13 protein-coding genes are annotated in these 20,171 nt (G+C 75.9%); 5 read left to right on the top strand and 8 right to left on the bottom strand.

Features of this window, described 5'->3' with window-relative positions; all coding sequences use genetic code 11:
• Positions 1–377: 377 nt before the first annotated feature.
• On the top strand, positions 378–1,022 hold the full coding sequence (locus tag ACZ6Y7_RS04815; RefSeq protein ID WP_465756373.1) for a hypothetical protein: 645 nt from the start codon (positions 378–380) through the stop codon (positions 1,020–1,022).
• Positions 1,023–1,026: 4 nt separating this feature from the next.
• Here ACZ6Y7_RS04815 and ACZ6Y7_RS04810 read toward each other — a convergent pair whose 3' ends face one another.
• Positions 1,027–2,541 (bottom strand): cell division protein PerM, encoded by a 1,515-nt coding sequence (locus tag ACZ6Y7_RS04810; protein ID WP_465756372.1) that lies wholly within the window; start codon positions 2,539–2,541, stop codon positions 1,027–1,029.
• 132 nt (positions 2,542–2,673) lie between these two features.
• On the opposite strand from ACZ6Y7_RS04810, the gene ACZ6Y7_RS04805 reads away from it, so the two are divergent.
• A complete protein-coding gene (locus ACZ6Y7_RS04805; RefSeq protein WP_465756371.1) occupies positions 2,674–5,373 on the top strand; it encodes a LuxR C-terminal-related transcriptional regulator in 2,700 nt (899 codons plus the stop codon).
• Between the two features lie 97 nt (positions 5,374–5,470).
• On the opposite strand, the gene sucD is transcribed toward ACZ6Y7_RS04805, so the two are convergent.
• From sucD to ACZ6Y7_RS04780, 5 genes are all read right to left on the bottom strand, one after another.
• Positions 5,471–6,361: a succinate--CoA ligase subunit alpha gene (gene sucD / locus ACZ6Y7_RS04800; protein WP_465756370.1), complete on the bottom strand. Its 891-nt coding sequence runs from the start codon at positions 6,359–6,361 to the stop codon at positions 5,471–5,473.
• A gap of 19 nt (positions 6,362–6,380) precedes the next feature.
• On the bottom strand, positions 6,381–7,553 hold the full coding sequence (gene sucC / locus ACZ6Y7_RS04795; RefSeq protein WP_465756369.1) for an ADP-forming succinate--CoA ligase subunit beta: 1,173 nt from the start codon (positions 7,551–7,553) through the stop codon (positions 6,381–6,383).
• Positions 7,554–7,854: 301 nt separating this feature from the next.
• Positions 7,855–9,018 (bottom strand): VWA domain-containing protein, encoded by a 1,164-nt coding sequence (locus tag ACZ6Y7_RS04790; protein WP_465756368.1) that lies wholly within the window; start codon positions 9,016–9,018, stop codon positions 7,855–7,857.
• A gap of 157 nt (positions 9,019–9,175) precedes the next feature.
• Positions 9,176–11,563, bottom strand: a complete 2,388-nt coding sequence (locus ACZ6Y7_RS04785; protein WP_465756367.1) for a DUF5682 family protein — start codon at positions 11,561–11,563, stop codon at positions 9,176–9,178.
• A complete protein-coding gene (locus ACZ6Y7_RS04780) occupies positions 11,560–12,642 on the bottom strand; it encodes an ATP-binding protein (RefSeq protein WP_465756366.1) in 1,083 nt (360 codons plus the stop codon). The genes ACZ6Y7_RS04785 and ACZ6Y7_RS04780 overlap by 4 nt, the downstream gene beginning before the upstream one ends.
• Positions 12,643–12,837: 195 nt before the next feature.
• On the opposite strand from ACZ6Y7_RS04780, the gene ACZ6Y7_RS04775 reads away from it, so the two are divergent.
• The gene (locus ACZ6Y7_RS04775) at positions 12,838–14,136 is read left to right on the top strand and encodes an SWIM zinc finger family protein (protein ID WP_465756365.1); all 1,299 of its coding nucleotides are present in this window, start codon (positions 12,838–12,840) and stop codon (positions 14,134–14,136) included.
• 14 nt (positions 14,137–14,150) lie between these two features.
• Positions 14,151–15,749, top strand: coding sequence for a DUF5691 domain-containing protein (locus ACZ6Y7_RS04770; protein WP_465756364.1), 1,599 nt, complete (start codon positions 14,151–14,153; stop codon positions 15,747–15,749).
• Between the two features lie 176 nt (positions 15,750–15,925).
• Here ACZ6Y7_RS04770 and ACZ6Y7_RS04765 read toward each other — a convergent pair whose 3' ends face one another.
• Positions 15,926–16,330 carry a cobalamin B12-binding domain-containing protein gene (locus tag ACZ6Y7_RS04765; RefSeq protein WP_189916109.1) on the bottom strand — a complete coding sequence of 135 codons (405 nt, stop codon included), beginning with the start codon at positions 16,328–16,330 and terminating at the stop codon, positions 15,926–15,928.
• A 324-nt stretch (positions 16,331–16,654) separates the two neighbouring features.
• Between ACZ6Y7_RS04765 and ACZ6Y7_RS04760 the strand changes: the two genes are divergently transcribed.
• Entirely contained in the window at positions 16,655–17,440 is a 786-nt protein-coding gene (locus tag ACZ6Y7_RS04760) for a M23 family metallopeptidase (protein ID WP_465756363.1), read from the top strand.
• Positions 17,441–17,502: 62 nt separating this feature from the next.
• Here ACZ6Y7_RS04760 and pcrA read toward each other — a convergent pair whose 3' ends face one another.
• Complete coding sequence (pcrA, locus tag ACZ6Y7_RS04755; RefSeq protein WP_465756362.1) at positions 17,503–20,157, bottom strand: DNA helicase PcrA; 2,655 nt, start codon at positions 20,155–20,157, stop codon at positions 17,503–17,505.
• Between the last annotated feature and the right edge of the window lie 14 nt (positions 20,158–20,171).

Genomic DNA, 20,171 nt, shown 5'->3' with positions numbered 1-20,171 from the left:
GGGAACACCGGGACAACCCGCCGTGACGCGGGCCCCGGGAACCGATGTGAGCTGCTGACCGTCACCACGATAACGGCTGGTCGGACGGCCTCAGCACCCTCCCGGCGGCGCTACGCGCGTAGTTGAGACGGGGATCTCCTCGGGCCCGCCGCAGCGGAGTTGCGACCGGACCGGCCCGGGCCCGGGTCGGCCCGGATCCGGGGCCGCCGGTGACGCCGGGCCGGGCCGCCGGTGGCGCGGGGAACGGCTGCGGGATCATGGGAGGACGCGGGCGACCGCGCGACGAGTCGCGACCGAGCCCCGACGAGCCCGACCGCGTCACGACGAGCCCCACCGCGTCACGACCGAGTCCCGACCGACAAGGATTGGCTGAACCCATGAGCAGCGGCGACGACAGCACCGAGCGCAACCCCTTCGCGCCGCCGCCCGCGGACGCCCCGGAGCAGCCGTGGCAGCCGCGCAACCCCTGGGGCGGCGAGGGCCAGGACGGCGCCGGCGGCCAGGGCGGCGAGCGCCCGCAGCTGCCGCCGCCGTGGGGGCAGGGCGACGGGGGCCGCCCCGGACAGCGTCCGCCGGCCCCGCAGCCGCCCCGGCTCGACCCCACCAACCCGGCCCACCGCCGGGCCCGCAACGCCGCGCTCGCCGGGCCGTTCGCGCTGGTCTGCCTGTTCGCGGGCTTCCACTGGATCGCCCTGCTGGTCGGGGTGCTCGGGATCGTCTGGGGCATCGGAGCGCTGCGGAGCCCGAAGGGCACCCCGGCCGCCGCCGGCCGGCTCGACGCGGCGGGCCCGGTCGGCCCGCGTCCCGGCGGTGCGGCGCCGAACCCGCTCACCCCGGCCGCGCTCGCCGGGATCCTGACCGGTGCGATGACGGTCGTGGTCGCCACCTCGGTGATCGGCCTCGGCTACCACTACCGGGACTACGTCACCTGCGTCCAGGACTCGCTGACCGCCGTCGGCGCGGAGAACTGCGACCGGTACGCGCCGCAGTGGTACGTGGACTTCACCGGGAACACCGAGTAGCCCGTCAGTCGATCGGGTCCCGGCCGTCGCGGCCCGGGGCCGGAGGCCCGGACGGCCGGGCCGCCCACAGCACCAGGGCGTGCGCACGGGCGCGCAGCCGCAGCGCGCCCCGGCGCGCCCACCACGCGAGCCGGGCGTACCCGCCCTGACCCTCCGCCGGGCCCGGCGCACCGGGCCGGACCGGGGCGAGCACGCGGAGCCGTACCAGCAGGGCGCCCGGGACGGCCACCGCCGCGAACCAGCCCGCCGCCGCCAGGCCCGTCCGCCACGGCACCGGCCCCAGCCAGGCCATCCGCCCGCCCGCCAGCGCCCCACCGGACAGCCAGCCCAGCACCGCCGCGCCCGCCCCGACCACCAGGGCCGCCGCCAGGGCCGCCGTCACCGTCGCGGCGGGCGACCAGGGCCCGGACCGGCCCTCGACCGCGTCGGCCGCTTCCCCGCTCCCGCGCACGCTCCCCGCGGCCGGGCCCCGCAGGCCCGCCGCCGCACGGCCCAGCAGCACCGCGGGCACCACCCCGGCCAGCAGCGGCAGCACCAGCACCGCCCACCGCCAGCCGCCCGGGCCGTCGGCCGGGAGCAGGGCGAACAGCGGGAACTCCGGCACCGGGCCCAGCACCGTCCCGCCCGGCGACGCCACCGTCCCCGCCCCCACGGCGAACCCGGGGCCCAGCGCGTACGCCGCGCCCCACAGCACCGCGTTCGGCAGCAGCGCCAGCGCGAGCAGCAGCAACCCGAGCAGTGCGGCGGGCCCGCGCCCCAGCAGCGCCATCCCCCGCCCGCCCCCGGTCACCGCGTCCAGCGCCGCCGACACCGCCACCAGCACCCCGCCCGCCGCCACCAGCCCGGCCCCGGCCGCCAGAGCCGCGGCCCGCACCACCGGCGCGGCACCGGCCGGGCGGTACGGCGGCGGCAGGAACTCCAGGCGGTCCAGCGGGAAACCACCGACCGGGGCGGCGTCCAGGGTCCCGGACGTGGACCCGGGCCCGGACCCGGCCTCGGCCTCGGCCTCGGCCGAGCGGACTCCCGCGGCCGTCGCCAGACCCGCCACCACCGCCACCACCAGGACGTCCAGCAGCACCCGGCTGCGGAACAGCCCGGAACCGGCGCAGTGCACCGCCACCGCGACCGCCACCGCGCTGTAGCCCGCCCACAGCGCCACCGGGCCGCCCCAGCGCGAACGCAGCCCGCGCCGCGCCGCGACCCCGGCAGCCGCCCGGTGGAGCCGCACCACGGCCAGCGCGCCGACCAGCAGCGGAGTGACGGTCAGCGGGGCGTCCGCCTCTCCGCGCAGCACCGGCGCACCGTGCCCGAGCAGCCAGAGCACCCCCGCCAACCGGGTGGCGGCGGCCGCGCCGTCGTCCGCGTACGGGGTCACCACCCAGAGTCCGAGCACCGGCACCCCGACCACCGCCAGGCCGACCAGCGCCGTCCGGACCCCCGCCAACAGGTCGGCCAGGGCGGGGCGTCCGCCCAATTCCCCCCGCGCCTCCAGGATCGGACGGCCCATCAGCTGCGTCATGCGCCTCATGGTGCCAAGGCGACTCGCCATGCTCCGTGAAGCGGCAAACCGCCGCCGTGTCCCAGATTATTGGCTTATGCGCATTTTCAGACCCTGCCCTCAAGCCGCCGGCGCCCCGGCCCGGAGCGTCTGATGACCACGCCGTCCACCGCCGACTCCCCCACCCCGGAGCGGCGCCGCAAACCCGCCGACGACGACCGGAACGCGGCCCGCCTGCTGCGGAAACTGACCCCCCGTGAGGCCCAGACCCTCGCCCACCTCGCCGCCGGACACGACCTCCCCCACACCGCCGCGGCCCTCGGCGTCACCCCCACCACCGCCCGCAGCTACCTCCTGCGGGCCATGCGGAAACTCGGCGCCGCCACCGAAACCGAGGCCCTCACCCTCACCGCGGGCGCCCTCCCGTACGTCCCGGCCCTGCGCCCGGCGAACTTCGCCGGCCTCAGCCCGTCCTCCCTCGGCCCCGCCCCGCGCGGCGGCCAGGCCGCGACCGACGGCGGGCGCACACGAACGGCCGCGGCGGCGCCGGGGGCCGGTGCGGCAGGTGCGGCAGGTGCCCCCGGCGACGACCCCGAGGGTGAGCCCCGGGTGGCTCCGTCCGAGCCGCAGGCGGCGCCGGCGCCACCCGGCCCCGGCGCCCACCTCGCCGATCCCGCGGCGACTCCGGGCGGACGGCGCGAACGGACGGCGCGGCGGCCCGGACAGGAGCCCGGAGCGACCGCGCACACGCCCCCGCGCGAACGACCGCCCGCCCGCCCCGACCGGACACCCCGGCCACCCACCGCCCCCCTGGCCGGCCCGGGCACCGGCGCGACCGGCGACGGAACGCCCCCGACCGACGCCGCCGACCAGGGCGCGCGCACCACCCGACCGGGGACAGCGCCGACGGCAACGCCCACGGCCGGCACACCGCCCCCACACGGCGACCCCGCGCAACCCGCCCGCTCCGGCCCGGGGCGCGGGCCGGGCGCGTACGGTGCGGCACCCGCCACCTCGCTCGCCACCGAGACGGCCCCTGGCGCGAGCGGACCGGCGCGCCCGTCCTCCGGCGGCTCCGCCTCCTCCTCTGCGGCCGGCCCCGGACCGACCACGGGTGGCCGCGCGGCGGACGCGGACGAGGGGTACAGCGAGCCGCAGGCGGACCCGGCCCCCGGCGACGGCCAGGGCGCGAGACGGGGAGCGGCGAAGCGCGGGGCCGCCCTGCAGGCCCCCGCCACCGAGTCACAGCCCCGCCCCACCGACCACCTCCCGCCGCACACCACACCGTCCGAGGCCGGACAGCCCGGCGGGACCACCACCGGGCCGACCCGCATCCCCACCGGTGCCGGACAGCCCGGCGTGACCACCGCCGACGGGCAGGCCCGGATGGACCCGGCGAGGCGTGGCGACACCGTTCAGGACGCCCGAGCCTCCACCATGGCGAAGGGGCCGCGACGGGCCTCCGGTGGCGGGCTCGCGCAGGCGGCGGCCGGACCGGAGGGACGCGGCGACGGGACCGCCGCGGCCACGGCCGGTGACGGGCGGGCGCGCCGTACGGGCACGGGAGCGCCGGACGGCACGGTGCCCGCGGCCCCGGGTTCCAGCACTGCGAGCGGAGAGCAGTACCCCGCGGGCACGGAAGGGCACGGCGACATGACGCACACGGTTCCGGCCGCACCAGCCTCGGGCGGGGGCGCCCGGGCGGGCACCCGGGGAGCGCGTCCCGCCGCGGAGGAGGCGCTCGCCGACCTCCCTGCGCCGGCCCACGACCGCCCTGGCCCCGACGACCCCGGTGACCGCCCCGGTGACCGCCCCGGCCATGGCGAGCCCCGATCCGGGCAGCCCCGCTTCGAGGAGTTGTACGAGACGGCGTACACCCGCCTGGTGCAGCAGGTGTTCCTGCTGACCGCCTGCCGCCACCGCGCGGTGCACTGCGTGCGGCGGGCGTTCGGGGAGGCGCGGCGGGGCTGGTCCGCGGTGGCCGGGTCGGGGGATCCGGAGGGATGGGTGCGGGTGCGGGCGTGCGAGCTGGCGCTGTCGCCCTGGCACCGGGGCGGACCGCGGCGGGCGCACGCCTGGGGCCTGCCGCACCGACGCATCAAGGTCAGGCCGGCCGACGAGTCACAGGCGGTGCTGCCGGACCACGACCGGCTGACCGACCGCGACCGGGCGCTGCTGAAGGCGCTCAAGCGCCTGTCGCGGCCGCGGCGCCGGGCGCTGGTGCTGCACGACGGGCTGGGGCTGCCGGCGGCGGCGGTCGCCGTGGAAGTGGAGTCGACGCTGGCGGCCGCCGAGGGCCGGGTGTGGACGGCCCGGGCGGCGCTGGCCCAGTGGGTGCCGGATCTGGTGGGGCCGGATCCGACGGCGCCGGACTTCGCGGACGGGCTGAGCCGGCTGCTGCACCGGGCGGCGGTACGGGGGTGTCCGCAGCCGCACCGGTCGCCGGTGCCCGTGCTGCGGGCCAAGCACCGGCTGTGGACGGCGAGCCGGACGGGCGCGGCGGCACTGCTGACGGTGGCCGTGGGCGGGGCGACCGTGGCGACCCTCGCGGGCGTACGGCCGGCGGTGCTGTTCCGGCCGCCGGACCCGCCGGCGCCCTCCCTGTGCCTGCCCGCCGACGAGGGGGAGGCGGGCGTGCCGCTGCTGCCGGGCGGGGCTCCGAACGGCATCAGCAGCCTGTGGTGCAGCCCGGCGCCCGGGTTGCAGGCGGTGCTGGTGGAGCCGCACCCGCAGGCGGTCGCCCGCTGGGAGCCGGCCGCGGCCCGGGGCGCGGACGCCCCGCCCCCGAGGACACCCGCGGTCTGCCGGCCGTGGTCGCCGCGGCCCTGCGCGCCCGGCTCGCACGCGCGCTGACGCCGGCCCGCCGCGGACCGCGGACGGCGCCGGCCGGAAACGGCGAGCGCCCCCGCCCGGGAAGGGCGGGGGCGCTCGTTGCGCGCGGGGAGCGGGATCAGGCCTTGGCGGCGATGATCTCGCGGGCCAGGCGGGCGGTCTCGGACGGCGTCTTGCCGACCTTGACACCGGCGGCCTCCAGGGCCTCCTTCTTCGCCTGGGCGGTGCCCGAGGAGCCGGAGACGATGGCGCCGGCGTGGCCCATGGTCTTGCCCTCGGGGGCGGTGAAGCCCGCGACGTAGCCGACGACCGGCTTGGTGACGTGCTCGGCGATGTAGGCCGCGGCACGCTCCTCGGCGTCGCCACCGATCTCACCGATCATGACGATGATCTCGGTCTCCGGGTCCTCCTGGAAGGCCTTGAGGGCGTCGATGTGGGTGGTGCCGATGACCGGGTCACCGCCGATGCCCACGGCCGAGGAGAAGCCGATGTCGCGCAGCTCGTACATGAGCTGGTAGGTCAGGGTGCCGGACTTCGAGACCAGACCGATCTTGCCGGAGGTGGTGATGTCGGCCGGGATGATGCCGGCGTTCGACTGTCCGGGGCTGATCAGGCCGGGGCAGTTCGGGCCGATGATCCGGGTCTTGTTGCCCTTGGAACCGGCGTACGCCCAGAAGGCGGCGGTGTCGTGCACCGGGACGCCCTCGGTGATGACGACGGCCAGCGGGATCTCGGCGTCGATGGCCTCGACGACGGCGGCCTTGGTGAAGGCCGGCGGCACGAAGAGGACGGAGACGTCCGCGCCGGTCTTCTCCATCGCCTCGGCGACGGAGCCGAAGACCGGGATCTCGGTGCCGTCGACGTCGACCGTGGTGCCGGCCTTGCGCGGGTTGACACCGCCGACGATCTGGGTGCCGGAGGCGAGCATGCGGCGGGTGTGCTTCATGCCCTCGGCGCCGGTCATGCCCTGGACGATGACCTTGCTGTCCTTGGTAAGGAAGATAGCCATGGTGTGAGAGTCCCCTTCCTTACTTGTTGGCCAGCTCGGCGGCGCGGTCAGCGGCGCCGTCCATGGTGTCCACGCGCTGGACCAGCGGGTGGTTGGCGTCGTCGAGGATCTTGCGACCCAGCTCCGCGTTGTTGCCGTCCAGGCGGACGACCAGCGGCTTGGTGACGTTCTCGCCCTTGCTCGCGAGGAGCTCCAGGGCCTGCACGATGCCGTTGGCGACCGCGTCGCACGCGGTGATGCCGCCGAAGACGTTGACGAAGACCGACTTGACGTCGGGGTCGCCCAGGATGATCTCCAGGCCGTTCGCCATGACCTCGGCGGAGGCGCCGCCGCCGATGTCGAGGAAGTTGGCGGGCTTCACGCCGCCGTGCTTCTCACCGGCGTAGGCGACCACGTCGAGGGTGCTCATGACGAGGCCCGCGCCGTTGCCGATGATGCCGACCTGGCCGTCGAGCTTGACGTAGTTCAGGCCCTTGGCCTTGGCGGCGGCCTCCAGCGGGTTGGCCGCGGCCTTGTCCTCCAGGGCCTCGTGCTCGGGCTGGCGGAACTCGGCGTTCTCGTCCAGGGAGACCTTGCCGTCGAGCGCGATGATCTTGCCGTCGCCGGACTTGATCAGCGGGTTGACCTCGACGAGGAGGGCGTCCTCCTTGATGAAGACGGTCCACAGCTTCTGCAGGACCTCGGCGACCTGGTCGGCGACCTCGGCCGGGAACTTCGCCGCGGCGACGATCTCGGCGGCCTTCTCCGGGGTGCAGCCCTCGTTGGCGTCGACCGGGATCTTGGCGAGCGCCTCGGGGTTCTGCTCGGCGACGACCTCGATCTCCACACCGCCCTCGACGCTGGCCATGGCCAGGAAGGTGCGGTTGGTGCGGTCCAGCAGGAACGAGACGTAGTACTCGTCCTGGATGTCCGCGGTCTGGGCCAGCATCACCTTGTGAACGGTGTGGCCCTTGATGTCCATGCCGAGGATCTGCTCGGCCTTGGCGACGGCGTCCGCCGGGTCGGCGGCGAGCTTGACGCCGCCGGCCTTGCCTCGGCCGCCCACCTTCACCTGAGCCTTGACGACGGCGCGGCCGCCGAAGCGCTCCGCGATGGCGGCAGCGTCTGCGGCGGTCTCGATGACATCGCCGTCAAGCACGGGCACGCCGTGCTTGGCGAAGAGGTCCCTCGCCTGGTACTCGAACAGGTCCACGTGTTTGTCCTTGTTCGTGGTCGCGGATTGTGTCTCTACGAGCGTGCCACGGCAGGATCTTCGCTGCGGGTCGTCGGGGCGGTGCGGGTACGCAGAAGTACGGCCTTGCGGCCCACACAGCCACGGGCGCACACGTCAATCAACACGCGCGTCACGTCCGTCTGGCAGGTTATCCCCGTGGGACGGGACTGTTCCGCCCGGGGCCTTCCCGGCATGGGTGAGAACCGTCACAGACAGCCTAGAGCGTGCGGTGAACGCCCGGTCCACCGATCGGGTGGATTCGCGCGTCCGGGTGAATCCCTCAGACCCCCTGGTCAGGTACCGGGATCGGGCGCTTCTCGAGGGCCGCCGCCATGATCCCGGGGAAGGCGTCGGGGGTGCAGGCGAAGGCCGGCGCGCCGAGGGCGGCCAGGGCGGCCGCGTGCGCGTGGTCGTAGGCGGGCGCACCTTCGTCGGAGAGCGCGAGCAGGGCGATGAACTGGACGCCGGCCGCCTTCATCGCGGCGACCCGCTTGAGCATGCCGTCCCGGATGCCGCCCTCATACAGGTCGCTGATCAGGACGACGACGGTCTCGGCGGGGCGGGTGATCCTCGACTGGCAGTAGGCGAGCGCGCGGTTGATGTCGGTGCCGCCGCCGAGCCGCGTGGCGAACAGGACGTCCACCGGGTCGGTGAGCTGCTCGGTGAGGTCGACCACCGAGGTGTCGAAGACGACCAGCCGGGTGTCCAGGGTGCGCATCGAGGCGAGGACCGCGCCGAAGACCGCCGAGTGCACGACCGAGGGCGCCATCGAGCCGGACTGGTCGATGCAGAGGATGACCTCCTTCCTCACGGCGCGCCGGGCGCGGGCGTAGCCGACCAGCCGCTCCGGGACGACGGTGCCGTGCTCGGGCAGGTGGTTCTTCAGGTTGGCCCGGATCGTCCGGTCCCAGTCGATGTCCCGGTGCCGGGGACGGTTGACCTTGGCGCTGCGGTCGAGGGCGCCGCCGAGGGTGGCCCGGGTGCGGTCGGCGAGCCGGCGCTCCAGGTCGGCGACCACCCTGCCGACGACGGCCCGGGCGGTCTCCCGGGTCGTCTCGGGCAGCGCGTGCCTGAGCGAGAGCAGGGTGCCGACGAGGTGGACGTCCGGTTCCACGGCCTCCAGCATCTCCGGCTCCAGCAGCAGCCGGTCCAGACCGAGCCGGGTGATCGCGTCCTGCTGCATCAGCTGGACGACGGTGGACGGGAAGTACTCCCGGATGTCGCCCAGCCAGCGGGCCACCTGCGGGGCCGAGCCGCCGAGCCCGGCACTGCGGCGGCCGCCGCGGCCGGCCCGCCCGCCCTCCTCGGGCGCGCCGCGGTAGAGGGCGGCGAGGGCACCGTCCATCGCGGCGTCCCGGCCGCGCAGGGTGTGGCCGGTGCCGTCGGCCTCGCCGCCGAGCACCAGCCGCCAGCGGCGCAGCCGTTCGTCCGTCGTGGTTGCCATGGGGTCCTCCTTCGCCGGAGCGGTCCGGGGTGACCGACGGGCGTGGTCGGTCGGACGTGGTCGGTGGGGTGTGATGGGCGGGATGCGGTCGGTGGGGTGCGGTCGGTGGGATGCGGTCGGTGGGGGCGTTCGCCGGTCGACGTGGCCGGTGGGCCGGTCAGGTGTTGCGGCCGGTGGCCTGTCGGGGGATCTTCGGGCGGATGCCGAGCAGCAGGGCCACCACGGGGACGGCCGCCTCGGCGCGGGCCCGGTCCAGCTCGCCCGCCGGGGCCGGGTGCGCCGGGGGACCGCCGAGCGGGCCGGCCGCGACCCGGCCGCCGACGGTGGTGCGCACGCCCGCTTCCAGCCCGGCGAAGGTGCGGCGCAGCAGCGGCAGGACGTCGGTGAAGACCTCGCCGCTCACCCCGGTCAGCCACTCGTCCAGCAGGGCGAGCAGCCGGGGGTCGTGCAGCAGCAGGGCGCCACCGCCGGTGAGGAAGCCCTCGACCCAGCCGGCCGCGTCCGCCGGGGCGTTGGCGACGGACAGCACCAGCCGCAGCCGGCGGCCGGCCTCCTCGGAGTCGAGCCGCCCGTCGTCCAGCAGCAGTCGCACGGCCCGGCCGCGGAGTACGCCGGGGGCGCCGGTGGCCGGGCCGCCGGACGGTTCGCGGGCGGCCAGCGAGCGCAGGGCGGCGGCCCAGCGGTCCGCCAGGCCGTCGGGGCCGGAGCGGCCGTCGGGGCCTGCGGAGCCGGAGGAGCCAGAGGACTCGGAGGACCCGGAGGACCCGGAGCGGCCGTCGCCGGAGGTCAGCAGCCCGATCGCGCCGTGCACCTCGTCGAGGCGGCCGCGCATCGTCGCCGCGCTCTCGGCGTCCAGGCCGACGCAGGCGGTCGGCAGTCCCACGCAGACCCGCTCGGCCAGACCGACCGCGGCCTCGGCGAGCGCGCCGTGGTCGGTGCCGCGCACGTCGCCGTAGCGCAGCGCGCGGACCAGCGCGGGCAGCGCACCCGCCAGGTGCGCGACGTCGGTGTCCAGGGCCGCGCAGTCGGCGAGCACCCGCATCACGGCGGGCAGCGCGCCGGACAGCCCGGCCAGCAGGCAGGTCTCCACCAGGCCGGTCAGCTCCGCGAGTTCGACGGCGGACCGGGCGGTGCCGACCGCCTTCGCGGTGGCCGCCTCCTCGACCGTGGTGCCCCACTGGGCGGCCTCCGCGATCCGGACCGCGAACTCCGGCTGCCAGCACAGCCGCCAGCTCTCCCGGAACGTCCCGGTGGAGCCGATCGCGGAGCGGGCCGGAACGCCCCAGTCCACGCCCAGCAGCCGCAGCCGGTGCAGCAGCCGCGAACGGGCGGCGTCGGTCTCCTTGCGCAGGTCGAGGTCGACGTCCCTCGGCGCGGCCTCGGGCTTGAGCCGCAGCGAGCGCTGCAGCCGGGCGAGGTCGCGCTGCAGCGGCACCGCCGGCGCGGTGTCCGGGACCTCCCCGAGCTCGTCGCCGACCACCAGCCGGTCCCGGACCAGCTCCAGCGCGACGTCCGAGCCCTCGCAGAGCACCGCGCGGACGGCGTCCAGGGTCTCGGTCAGCCCGGCCAGCGGGCGGCCGCGCAGCACGGCCAGGGTTTCGGCGAGCCGGACGGCCTCGATGACGTGGGCGGAGGAGACCGGGTGGTCCTCGGCGCGCAGGAGGTCGGCGGCCCGGGTGAGCCAGCGCGGCACCGGGTCGCCCTCGGTGGTGAACAGGTGGTGGTACCAGCCGGGCGACTGCACGCCCGCGCCGTAACCGGTGGCCTGGGAGAGCCGGCGGTGTGTCCATGGCACCCAGGTGATGTCCGTCCGGACCTTCTTCGGCAGCTCGGCGAGCAGGGCCCGGTCGTGCGCGACGGTGGGCATCGTCTCCAGCGCGGGGACGTGGAAGGCGCCGCAGACCACGGCGATCCGCCGGTGCCCGGCCCGGCGGGCGGCACGGATCCGCTGGCGCATGTACGCCTCGCGCCGGAGGTCCCGGCGGGACTCGCCGAGGCCCTCGGCGCGCAGCGCGCCCATCGCCTCGGCGACGGCGGCGAACGGCGCCAGCGGGTCGGTGCCGGGCGCGCGGTGCTCGACCACGTCCTCCCACCAGCGCTCCGGGTCGTCGTGCCCGGCCGCCGCCGCGAGCAGCGCCACCGGGTCGGCGGGCGGGTCCTCTCCGGCGTCATCCCCGGTGGCGTCCTCCCCGGCGGCGTCCTCCCCGGCCGGGCCGGCGGGCGCGAAGCCGTACCCGGCGGGCAGGTCGATGAAGTGCACCGGCAGGTCGTGCTCGACGGCGTGGCGGATCGCCACCCACTCCGGGGAGAACTCGGCGTACGGCCAGAAGGCGGCCTTCGCCGGGTCGTCCACCGCGTGGGCGAGCAGCGCGACCGGCGGCACCAGGTCCTTCTCGGCGGCGAGGTGGACGATGCCGTCGGCCTCCGGCGGGCCCTCGATCAGCACCGCGTCCGGCCGCCAGCCGGTCAGCGCCGCGGCCACCGCCCGGGCCGAGCCGGGGCCGTGGTGGCGGATGCCGAGCAGGGCGACCTCGGCGTCGCTCATGCCGTCACCTCGCGGGCGGCGCGGTAGAAGTCCTTCCAGCCGTCGCGCTCGCGCACCACCCCTTCGACGTACTCGCGCCAGACCGCCTGGTCCGTCACCCGGTCGCGGACGACGGCGCCGAGGATGCCCGTGGCCACGTCCCCGGCCCGCAGCACGCCGTCGCCGAAGTGGGTGGCCAGGGCCAGGCCGTTGGTCACCACCGAGATCGCCTCGGCGGTGGAGAGGGTGCCGCTGGGGGTCTTGACCTTCGTCCGGCCGTCCACCGTGATCCCGGCGCGCAGCTCGCGGAAGACGGTGACCACGCGCCTGATCTCCTCGGCGCCGCCGGGCAGTTCGGGCAGCTCCAGGGAGCGGCCGAGCTGGTTGACGCGGCGGGTGACGATGTCGACCTCCTCCTCCAGCGAGCCCGGCAGCGGCAGCACCACGGTGTTGAAGCGGCGGCGCAGCGCGCTGGAGAGCTCGTTGACACCGCGGTCGCGGTCGTTGGCGGTGGCGATCACGTTGAAGCCGCGGACGGCCTGCGTCTCGCTGCCCAACTCCGGCACCGGGAGCGTCTTCTCGGACAGGATGGTGATCAGGCTGTCCTGCACGTCGGCCGGGATGCGGGTCAGCTCCTCGACCCGGGCGATCTTGCCGTCGGCCATCGCCCGCATCAGCGGCGAGGGCACCAGGGCGTCCCGGCTGGGGCCGTGGGTGAGCAACCGGGCGTAGTTCCAGCCGTACCGGACGGCCTCCTCGGGCGTGCCGGCCGTGCCCTGCACCAGCATCGTGGAGTCACCGCTGATCGCGGCGGCCAAGTGCTCGGACACCCAGGTCTTCGCGGTGCCGGGCACGCCGAGCAGCAGCAGCGCGCGGTCCGTCGCCAGGGTCGTCACGGCGACCTCGACGACCCGGCGCGGACCGATGTACTTGGGAGTGATCGGGGTGCCGTCGGGCAGCTCACCGCCGAGCAGGTACGTCGCCACGGCCCACGGCGACAACCTCCAGCGCTCGGGGCGCGGACGGTCGTCCTGCGCGGCCAGGGCGGCCAGTTCGCCGGCGAAGGCGTCCTCGGCGTGCTGGCGCAGAACCTCGGTCATGGAGGGCTCCTTCGGGTCGGCCGCCGGGGGGCACAGGGATGCCCCGGCGGCAGGGTGATCGGGGGGAGCCAGGTCGGCGTCCCGGCCTGCGGGAACCACCCTGCACCGCACCACTGACACCGGCTCCCGGGCGCCGGACGGCCGGGCGCGACGGGCAGTCAGCCACTGTCAGTGCCGCCGCCTACGGTCGGTCGCATGGAGGAACGCTGGAGCACCGAACACGTCCTGTCGCTGGCACCTGACGCCTCGTCGCAGAAGTCCGCGGGCAAGCTCTCCTCGCCCGCGCCGTGGTCCGGCACGGGCACCGACGGCACCGCGGTCTGGGGCGAGTGCAAGGGCAGCGGCCGCACGCCGTACCGCACCGTCATCGAACTCGCCACGCCCGCCTACCAGTGCAGCTGCCCCAGCCGGAAGTTCCCGTGCAAGCACGCGCTCGGACTCCTCCTGCTGTGGAGCGGCTCCCCGGAGGCCGTCCCGGCCGCCGAACCCGCCGACTGGGCCGAGGACTGGCTCAAGGCCCGTCAGGAGCGCGCCGGGAGGCGCGCGGCGGCCCCGGCCGACCCGCAGGCGGCCCGCCGCCGCGCCGAGAAGCGCGGCGCCCGGGTCGCGGCCGGCGCGGCCGAGCTGCGGCTGCGCCTGGCCGACCGGGTCCGGCACGGGCTGGCCGACCAGTCCACCGCCGGGCCCTGGGAGGAGGTCGCCGCCCGGATGGTCGACGCGCAGGCCCCCGGCCTGGCCGCCCGGGTCCGCGAACTCGACGCGCTGCCGCAGGACCGGGTGCTGGAGGAGTACGCGATGCTGCACCTGCTCGCCACCGCCGCCACCCGGGTCGACGAGCTGCCCGCCGAGCTCGCCGCGACCGTCCGCACCCGGGTCGGCTACACCCTGGACGCCGCCGAGGTGCTGGCCGGCCCCACCGTCCGCGACCGCTGGCTGGTGCTCGGCAGCCGCGACACCGCCGACGAGCGGCTCACCACCCGCCGGGTCTGGCTGCGCGGCGCCAAGACCGGCCGCGCGGCCCTGCTGCTCGCCTTCGGCCGTCCCGGCCAGGCACCCGATCTGGCCCTGCCCACCGGCCACCTGCTGGAGGTCGAACTCGCCTACCACCCCGGCGCCCGCCCGCTGCGCGCCGTCTTCGGCACCCGCTACGGCGCCCCCGAGCCCGGCCCGGCCGATCCCCCCGCGGGGCTCGGCGTCGCCGAGGCGGTGGCCGGGTACGGCACCGCCGTCGCCGACGACCCGTGGCTGGAGAGCTGGCCCACCGCCCTCGCCGACGTCGTCCCGGTCCGCACCCCGGACGGTTGGTCCCTGACGGACGGCCGGCACACCGTGCCCGTCCGCGCCTCGGCCGTCCCGGAGGCGGCGCTGTGGCGGCTGGCCGCGGTCTCCACCGGCCGTCCGCTGACGGTCTTCGGCGAGTACGGCCACCAGGGATTCGCCCCGGTCACGGCCTGGCCTGCGGGGCACCGACCGGTCGGCCTCACCAACCCCTAGGGAGCGCACCCAGAATGACGACCACCCAGGACCCGTGGGAGACCTTGCACACCAGCGCCCTGCTCGGCACCGACCGCCGCCCGGTCCCGGCCACCGCCCTGCCGCTCGCCGACGCCGTGGACCTCACGGACCCGGCCACCGCGCTGCTGGAGCTGGCCGCCCTCGCCACCGTGCGCCGCCGGGCGGGCGCGCTGCCCGTACCGGCCGCCGGACCGCCCGGCCCGCCCGCGCCCGAGGACCCCCGCCCGGAGCTGTCCGCGCCGGCCGCCCGCCGACTGGCCGTCCTGCTGGCCGGCCGTACGGGCAGCGGCGGCGCGGGCACCCTGGCCAACCTGACCGAGCTGCTGCCGCAGTGGCTCGCCACCGCCCGCGCCCGGGGCCTGCGGCCGCCCGCCGCGCTGATACCCGGGCTGCTCGACGCCGCCCGCGCGCGCAGCGAACTGCGCTCCGACGCCGTCGCGTTGGCCGGTCCGCTGGGCCGCTGGCTGGGCGCGCAGAACCCCGACTGGCGGTTCGTGCTGCGCACCACGACCCAGGCGCCGGCGCCGAACGACGCCCCCGCCGACCACCACCTGTGGCACGAGGGCCTGTTCGCGGAGCGCGTCACCCACCTCACGCTGCTGCGCCGCAGCGACCCGGCCGCCGGACTGGAGCTGCTGCGGAGCACCTGGGCCACCGAGCGCGCGGAGGACCGCCTGCTGTTCCTGGACGCCCTCCAGGACGGCCTCTCCCCCGCCGACGAACCGTTCCTGGAGGCCGCCCTCGGCGACCGCAGCAAGAACGTCCGGGCCACCGCCGCCGAACTGCTCTCCACCCTGCCCGGCTCCGCGCTGGCGGGCCGGATGGCCGAGCGGGCGCGCGCCGCCGTCCGCCTCGCCGAGTCGGGCACCCACCTGCTGGTCACCCCGCCCGCCGAGTGCGACGCCCGGATGCAGCGCGACGGCATCGCCCCCAAGTCCCCCACCGGGCGCGGCGAACGGGCCTGGTGGTTCGGCGAGGTGGTGGCCGCGGCCCCGCTCGCGGTCTGGCCGGAGAGCACCGGTCTGACGCCCGAACAGCTGCTCGCCCTGCGGGTCGGCGACAGCATCGACGAGACCAGCAGCAGCTGGGCCGACGACCTCCGGGAGGCCTGGGCACGCGCCGCCGTCCGGCAGAACGACGCCGGCTGGGCCCGGGCGCTGCTCGGCCCGGCCCCGGTGCCGGCCGCCCGCGGCGCCGGCCGGGCCCGCCCCCCGCGCGTCACCGGCGCCCCGGCCAAGCTGCTGGCCGTCCTGCCGCCCGAGGAGCGGGCCGCCTGGACGGCCGCGTTCATCGAGGTGCACGGGCTGGGCGAGGCCTTCCAACTGCTCGGCGCCTGCGCCACCCCGTGGACGCCGCCGCTGTCCACCGCCGTGGTGAGCGCCCTGGCCCGGGCCGCCGCCTCCGGTGCGTACCCGTGGAGCCACAGCGGGGTGCTCGGGATGACGGAGCGCGCGCTCGCCCCGGAGACGGCCGCCGCGGTGGAGGAGCTGGCCGCCGGGGCCGCCCCGGACTCCGCCTGGGCCGAGACCTTCGCCCGGCTGGCCGGCACCCTGCGCTTCCGGGCCGCGATGCTCGCCGAACTGGCGGGCTGACGCCGGGCGGGCGCCGGGAGACGCCCCGGGGGCGAGCGGGCGGGCCCGAGGGTGCCGGACTGACCCGCCCGGGGACGACCGGGCGGGCCCGAGAACGACCGAGCGGGCCGACCCCCGAGGGGCCGGCCCGCTCAGCGCAGCACGCGGCACCGCGCGGCACGCCGGTCGGCGCGGGATCAGCTCGCCCGCAGGTTGGCCTCGACCCAGGCGACCACGTCCCGGGTGGGCGTGCCCGGGGTGAAGATGTCCGCGACGCCCATCGCCTTGAGCTCGGCGATGTCCTCGTCCGGGATGATCCCCCCGCAGAAGACCTTGATGTCCGCCGCGTCGCGCTCCTTCAGCAGCTCCAGCACCCGCGCGCACAGCGTCATGTGGGCGCCGGAGAGGATCGACAGCCCGATGCCGTCGGCGTCCTCCTGGATCGCGGTGTCGACGACCTGCTCGGGCGTCTGGTGCAGCCCGGTGTAGATGACCTCCATACCGGCGTCGCGCAGGGCACGCGCAATGACCTTGGCGCCACGGTCGTGACCGTCGAGCCCCGGCTTGGCGACCACCACACGGATCGGCCCCGACACACTCATCACTGCCTCCTGGACCTCGTCGTCCACCACCCGACCGGGACCTCGTGGGCCACGGGCGCGGTTAACGGTCAATAACCAACCTGAGGGGAGGTTAGCGCCACCCGGCCCGGTTGACCGCGCCGCCTCCGAAGAGGAGGGCAAAGTCACAGCTCCAGGGCTTGCTACCAGCGGGTATGCCCCTCCGTCCGGCACCCTCCCCCAGACCCCCCGGGCGACCTCTTGACAACCGGAGGTTTTTCCGGGGCATCGGCCTGGGGGCTACAGTCGCGGCTGTCCGACCTCGCCCGACGACGCGCCCGAGGCCCACCGAGGAGGCAGCCCCCGATGGCTCCCGAAGCAGCCGCCCGCCCGACCCGTGCGGAGCTGCGCCTCGCCGCCCGCGAGCAGTCCCGCGCCCAGCGCCGCGGCGCCGCCAAGGCGGCCACCCGGACGGCGCTGCTGCGGGTCGCGCTGCCGTCGGTGGCCGCGCTCGGGGTCGCCGGCGCGGCGGCCGTCACGGTGGTGCAGGAGCGGGACGGGCAGGTGCCGGTGCAGGCCTCGGCGGCGGACGCCCCGGACGACGCGACCGCCGCGTCGGCGGCCCGGCAGGGCGTCGCGGTCGGCGACCAGCCCCAGGCCTCGCGCGGCGACGCCCGCCGGCCGCTGGCCGGAGCCCAGCCGAGCGAGGCCCCGGCCGCGCCGCCCACCGCCGAGCCGGCGCCCGAACCGGTCAAGCCCAAGGTGGTCATGCCGGTCGCCCGGCACGGCCTCGGCGAGCTGTTCGGCGAGGCCGGCACCCACTGGGCCAACCGGCACACCGGCATCGACTTCCCGGTGGACGGCGGCTCCCAGGTCATGGCCGTCGCCGACGGCACGATCCGCACCCAGTGGAACCCGTTCTACGGCTACATGTCGATGCTCAAGATGTCCGACGGCACCGAGGCCTGGTACTGCCACCTGCGCGCGTACAAGATCCGCAAGGGCCCGGTGAAGCAGGGCGACGTCATCGCCTTCGTCGGCAGCAGCGGCAACAGCACCGGCCCGCACCTGCACTTCGAGATCCGGCCCGCCGGCAGCGGGCCGGTCGACCCGCTGCCGTGGTTCCTGGCCAACGGCCTGGACCCGCGCTAGGCGTGTCGGACGATTCCCGCCGGGGGAATCGTCCGACACGGCCCCGGGACGACGCCCGAGCGCTACAGCTTCTCGACGGGCGCGTAGCGCAGCAGCAGCTGCTTGCGCCCGTCCGTGCCGAAGTCGACGGTGGCCTGCGCCCGGTCGCCCACACCCGTCACGGCCACCACCGTGCCCAGCCCGAAGCTGTCGTGGGTGACCCGGTCGCCGACCGCCAGTGAGACGACGTCGCGCTCGACGACCTTGCCACCGCGCCGCGCGGACTGCCCCCAGCCCGCCTTCGGCGCGGCCGAGGCCGAGAAGGAGGACCCGGACGAACCCGAGGAGGAGCGCGAACTCCCGCCCCCGGACGAGGACTTGCCCCAGGACGAACCCGAGGAGAAGCCCCGCTGGGCCGGCGCCTGCGCCGCCCCGGTGCGCTTCCACTCCACCAGGGTGTCCGGGATCTCCTCCAGGAACCGCGAGGCCGGGTTGTACGCCGGCTGCCCCCAGGCACTGCGCAGCACCGAGCGGGTCAGGTACAGCCGCTCGCGCGCCCGGGTGAGCCCGACGTACGCGAGCCGGCGCTCCTCCTCCAGCTCCTTGACCTGGTTGAGCGCCCGCATGTGCGGGAAGATCCCGTCCTCCATGCCGGTCAGGAAGACGACCGGGAACTCCAGACCCTTGGCGGTGTGCAGGGTCATCATCGTGATGACGCCCCGCCCCTCCTCGTCCTCGTCCGGGATCTGGTCGGAGTCGGCGACCAGCGCGACCCGCTCCAGGAAGTCGGCCAGCGAGCCGACCGGCGGCGCGCCGTCCTCCCCGGCGTCCGGCCGCTCGCCCGGGTCCTGCTCGTACTCCAGGGCGACGGAGGCGAGCTCCTGCAGGTTCTCCACCCGGGTCTCGTCCTGCGGGTCGGTGGAGGACTGGAGCTCGGCGAGGTAGCCGGTCTCCTCCAGGACTGCCTCCAGGACCGCCGCCGGGCCCGCGCCCGACTCGACGACCTGGCGCAGCCCGGCCATCAGGGCGTTGAACTTCTTCACCGCGTTGGCCGAGCGCGCGGCCATCCCGTACGCCTCGTCCACCCGCAGCAGCGCCTGCGCGAAGGAGATCCGCTCCCGCGCGGCCAGCGCGTCGATCATCGCCTCGGCCCGTTCGCCGATGCCGCGCTTGGGCACGTTGAGGATCCGGCGCAGCGGCACGGTGTCCTCCGGGTTGGAGAGCACCCGCAGGTACGCCAGGACGTTCCGGACCTCCTTGCGCTCGTAGAAGCGCACCCCGCCGACCACCTTGTACGGCAGGCCGACCCGGATGAACACCTCCTCGAAGACGCGGGACTGGGCGTTGGTCCGGTAGAAGATCGCGACGTCGCCGGGCTTGGCCTCGCCCTTGTCGGTGAGCCGGTCGATCTCGTCGGCGACGAACTGGGCCTCGCCGTGCTCGTCGTCCGCGACGTAGCCGACGACCTTCTCGCCGTGGTCGCCCGCCGTCCAGAGCTTCTTCTCGCGGCGGTTGGCGTTGCGCTCGATGACGGCGTTGGCGGCGCTCAGGATGGTCTGCGTGGAACGGTAGTTCTGCTCCAGCAGGATCGTCGTCGCGTTCGGGTAGTCCTCCTCGAACTGGAGGATGTTGCGGATGGTCGCGCCGCGGAAGGCGTAGATCGACTGGTCCGCGTCACCGACCACGCACAGCTCGGCCGGCGGCACCTCGGCGAGGTGCGCGGCGGCCGGGTTCACGAAGTCCCCGTCCGCGGTGCGCTTCGGCGCGGCCGCGACGGACCCGCCGCTCAGCTCCCGGACCAGCATGTACTGGGCGTGGTTGGTGTCCTGGTACTCGTCGACCAGGATGTGCCGGAACCGGCGCCGGTAGTGCTCGGCGACGTCGGGGAAGGCCTGCAGCAGGTTCACCGTCGTCATGATGATGTCGTCGAAGTCCAGCGCGTTGGCCTCGCGCAGCCGCCGCTGGTACAGCGCGTACGCCTCGGCGAGCTTCTTCTCCATCGGGTTGGCGGCCTGGTCGGCGAAGGTCTCCTCGTCGATCAGCTCGTTCTTGAGGTTGCTGATCTTCGCCGTGAAGGACTTCGGCGGGAACTGCTTCGGGTCCAGGTCGAGGTCGCGGCAGACCAGCGACATCAGCCGCTGCGAGTCGGCCGAGTCGTAGATCGAGAAGCTGGAGGTGAAGCCCAGCTGCTTGGACTCGCGGCGCAGGATCCGCACGCAGGCGCTGTGGAAGGTGGACACCCACATCGCCCGGGCCCGCGGGCCGACCAGCGCCTCGACGCGCTCGCGCATCTCGCCGGCGGCCTTGTTGGTGAAGGTGATCGCCAGGATCTCCCCCGGCTGCACCCCGCGGGCGCCCAGCAGGTGGGCGATCCGGTGCGTCAGCACCCGGGTCTTGCCGGAGCCGGCGCCCGCCACGATCAGCAGCGGGGACCCTGCGTGCAGCACCGCCTCGCGCTGCGGGTCGTTCATCCCCTCCAGCAGCTGTGCCGGATCGATCACCGGGCGCGCGGCGCCGTTGCGGTACCAGGCGTCCCGCTCGGCCTCGGCGGCGCCCCCCGGCTGCTCGAAGGCCGTCGCCTGGAACAGCCCCTCCGGGATCGCCTCCTCGTACGCGTCGTACGGAACGTCGTCCCCGTACGGCGGGGGCTCCTCGTCGAAGGGCTCGGCGGGCTGCTTCGACCCGGCGGCGGGTGCCTCGAAACCGGGGAGCGGAAGGTCGTCAAAGAGGCTACTCATGGCACTCCGAGTCT

This window comes from Kitasatospora sp. NPDC053308 (assembly GCF_055585785.1).
The sequence above is the reverse complement of the archived record's forward strand: the minus strand, read 5'-3'. Positions and strand labels throughout refer to the sequence as shown.

What these genes read in the sequence shown, in the direction of transcription:
- ACZ6Y7_RS04815 (WP_465756373.1), top strand. Translation starts at nt 378, where the DNA reads ATGAGCAGCGGCGACGACAGCACCGAGCGCAACCCCTTCGCGCCGCCG.
- ACZ6Y7_RS04810 (WP_465756372.1), bottom strand. Translation starts at nt 2,541, where the DNA reads ATGACGCAGCTGATGGGCCGTCCGATCCTGGAGGCGCGGGGGGAATTG.
- ACZ6Y7_RS04805 (WP_465756371.1), top strand. Translation starts at nt 2,674, where the DNA reads ATGACCACGCCGTCCACCGCCGACTCCCCCACCCCGGAGCGGCGCCGC.
- sucD (WP_465756370.1), bottom strand. Translation starts at nt 6,361, where the DNA reads ATGGCTATCTTCCTTACCAAGGACAGCAAGGTCATCGTCCAGGGCATG.
- ACZ6Y7_RS04790 (WP_465756368.1), bottom strand. Translation starts at nt 9,018, where the DNA reads ATGGCAACCACGACGGACGAACGGCTGCGCCGCTGGCGGCTGGTGCTC.
- ACZ6Y7_RS04785 (WP_465756367.1), bottom strand. Translation starts at nt 11,563, where the DNA reads ATGAGCGACGCCGAGGTCGCCCTGCTCGGCATCCGCCACCACGGCCCC.
- ACZ6Y7_RS04780 (WP_465756366.1), bottom strand. Translation starts at nt 12,642, where the DNA reads ATGACCGAGGTTCTGCGCCAGCACGCCGAGGACGCCTTCGCCGGCGAA.
- ACZ6Y7_RS04775 (WP_465756365.1), top strand. Translation starts at nt 12,838, where the DNA reads ATGGAGGAACGCTGGAGCACCGAACACGTCCTGTCGCTGGCACCTGAC.
- ACZ6Y7_RS04770 (WP_465756364.1), top strand. Translation starts at nt 14,151, where the DNA reads ATGACGACCACCCAGGACCCGTGGGAGACCTTGCACACCAGCGCCCTG.
- ACZ6Y7_RS04765 (WP_189916109.1), bottom strand. Translation starts at nt 16,330, where the DNA reads ATGAGTGTGTCGGGGCCGATCCGTGTGGTGGTCGCCAAGCCGGGGCTC.
- ACZ6Y7_RS04760 (WP_465756363.1), top strand. Translation starts at nt 16,655, where the DNA reads ATGGCTCCCGAAGCAGCCGCCCGCCCGACCCGTGCGGAGCTGCGCCTC.
- pcrA (WP_465756362.1), bottom strand. Translation starts at nt 20,157, where the DNA reads ATGAGTAGCCTCTTTGACGACCTTCCGCTCCCCGGTTTCGAGGCACCC.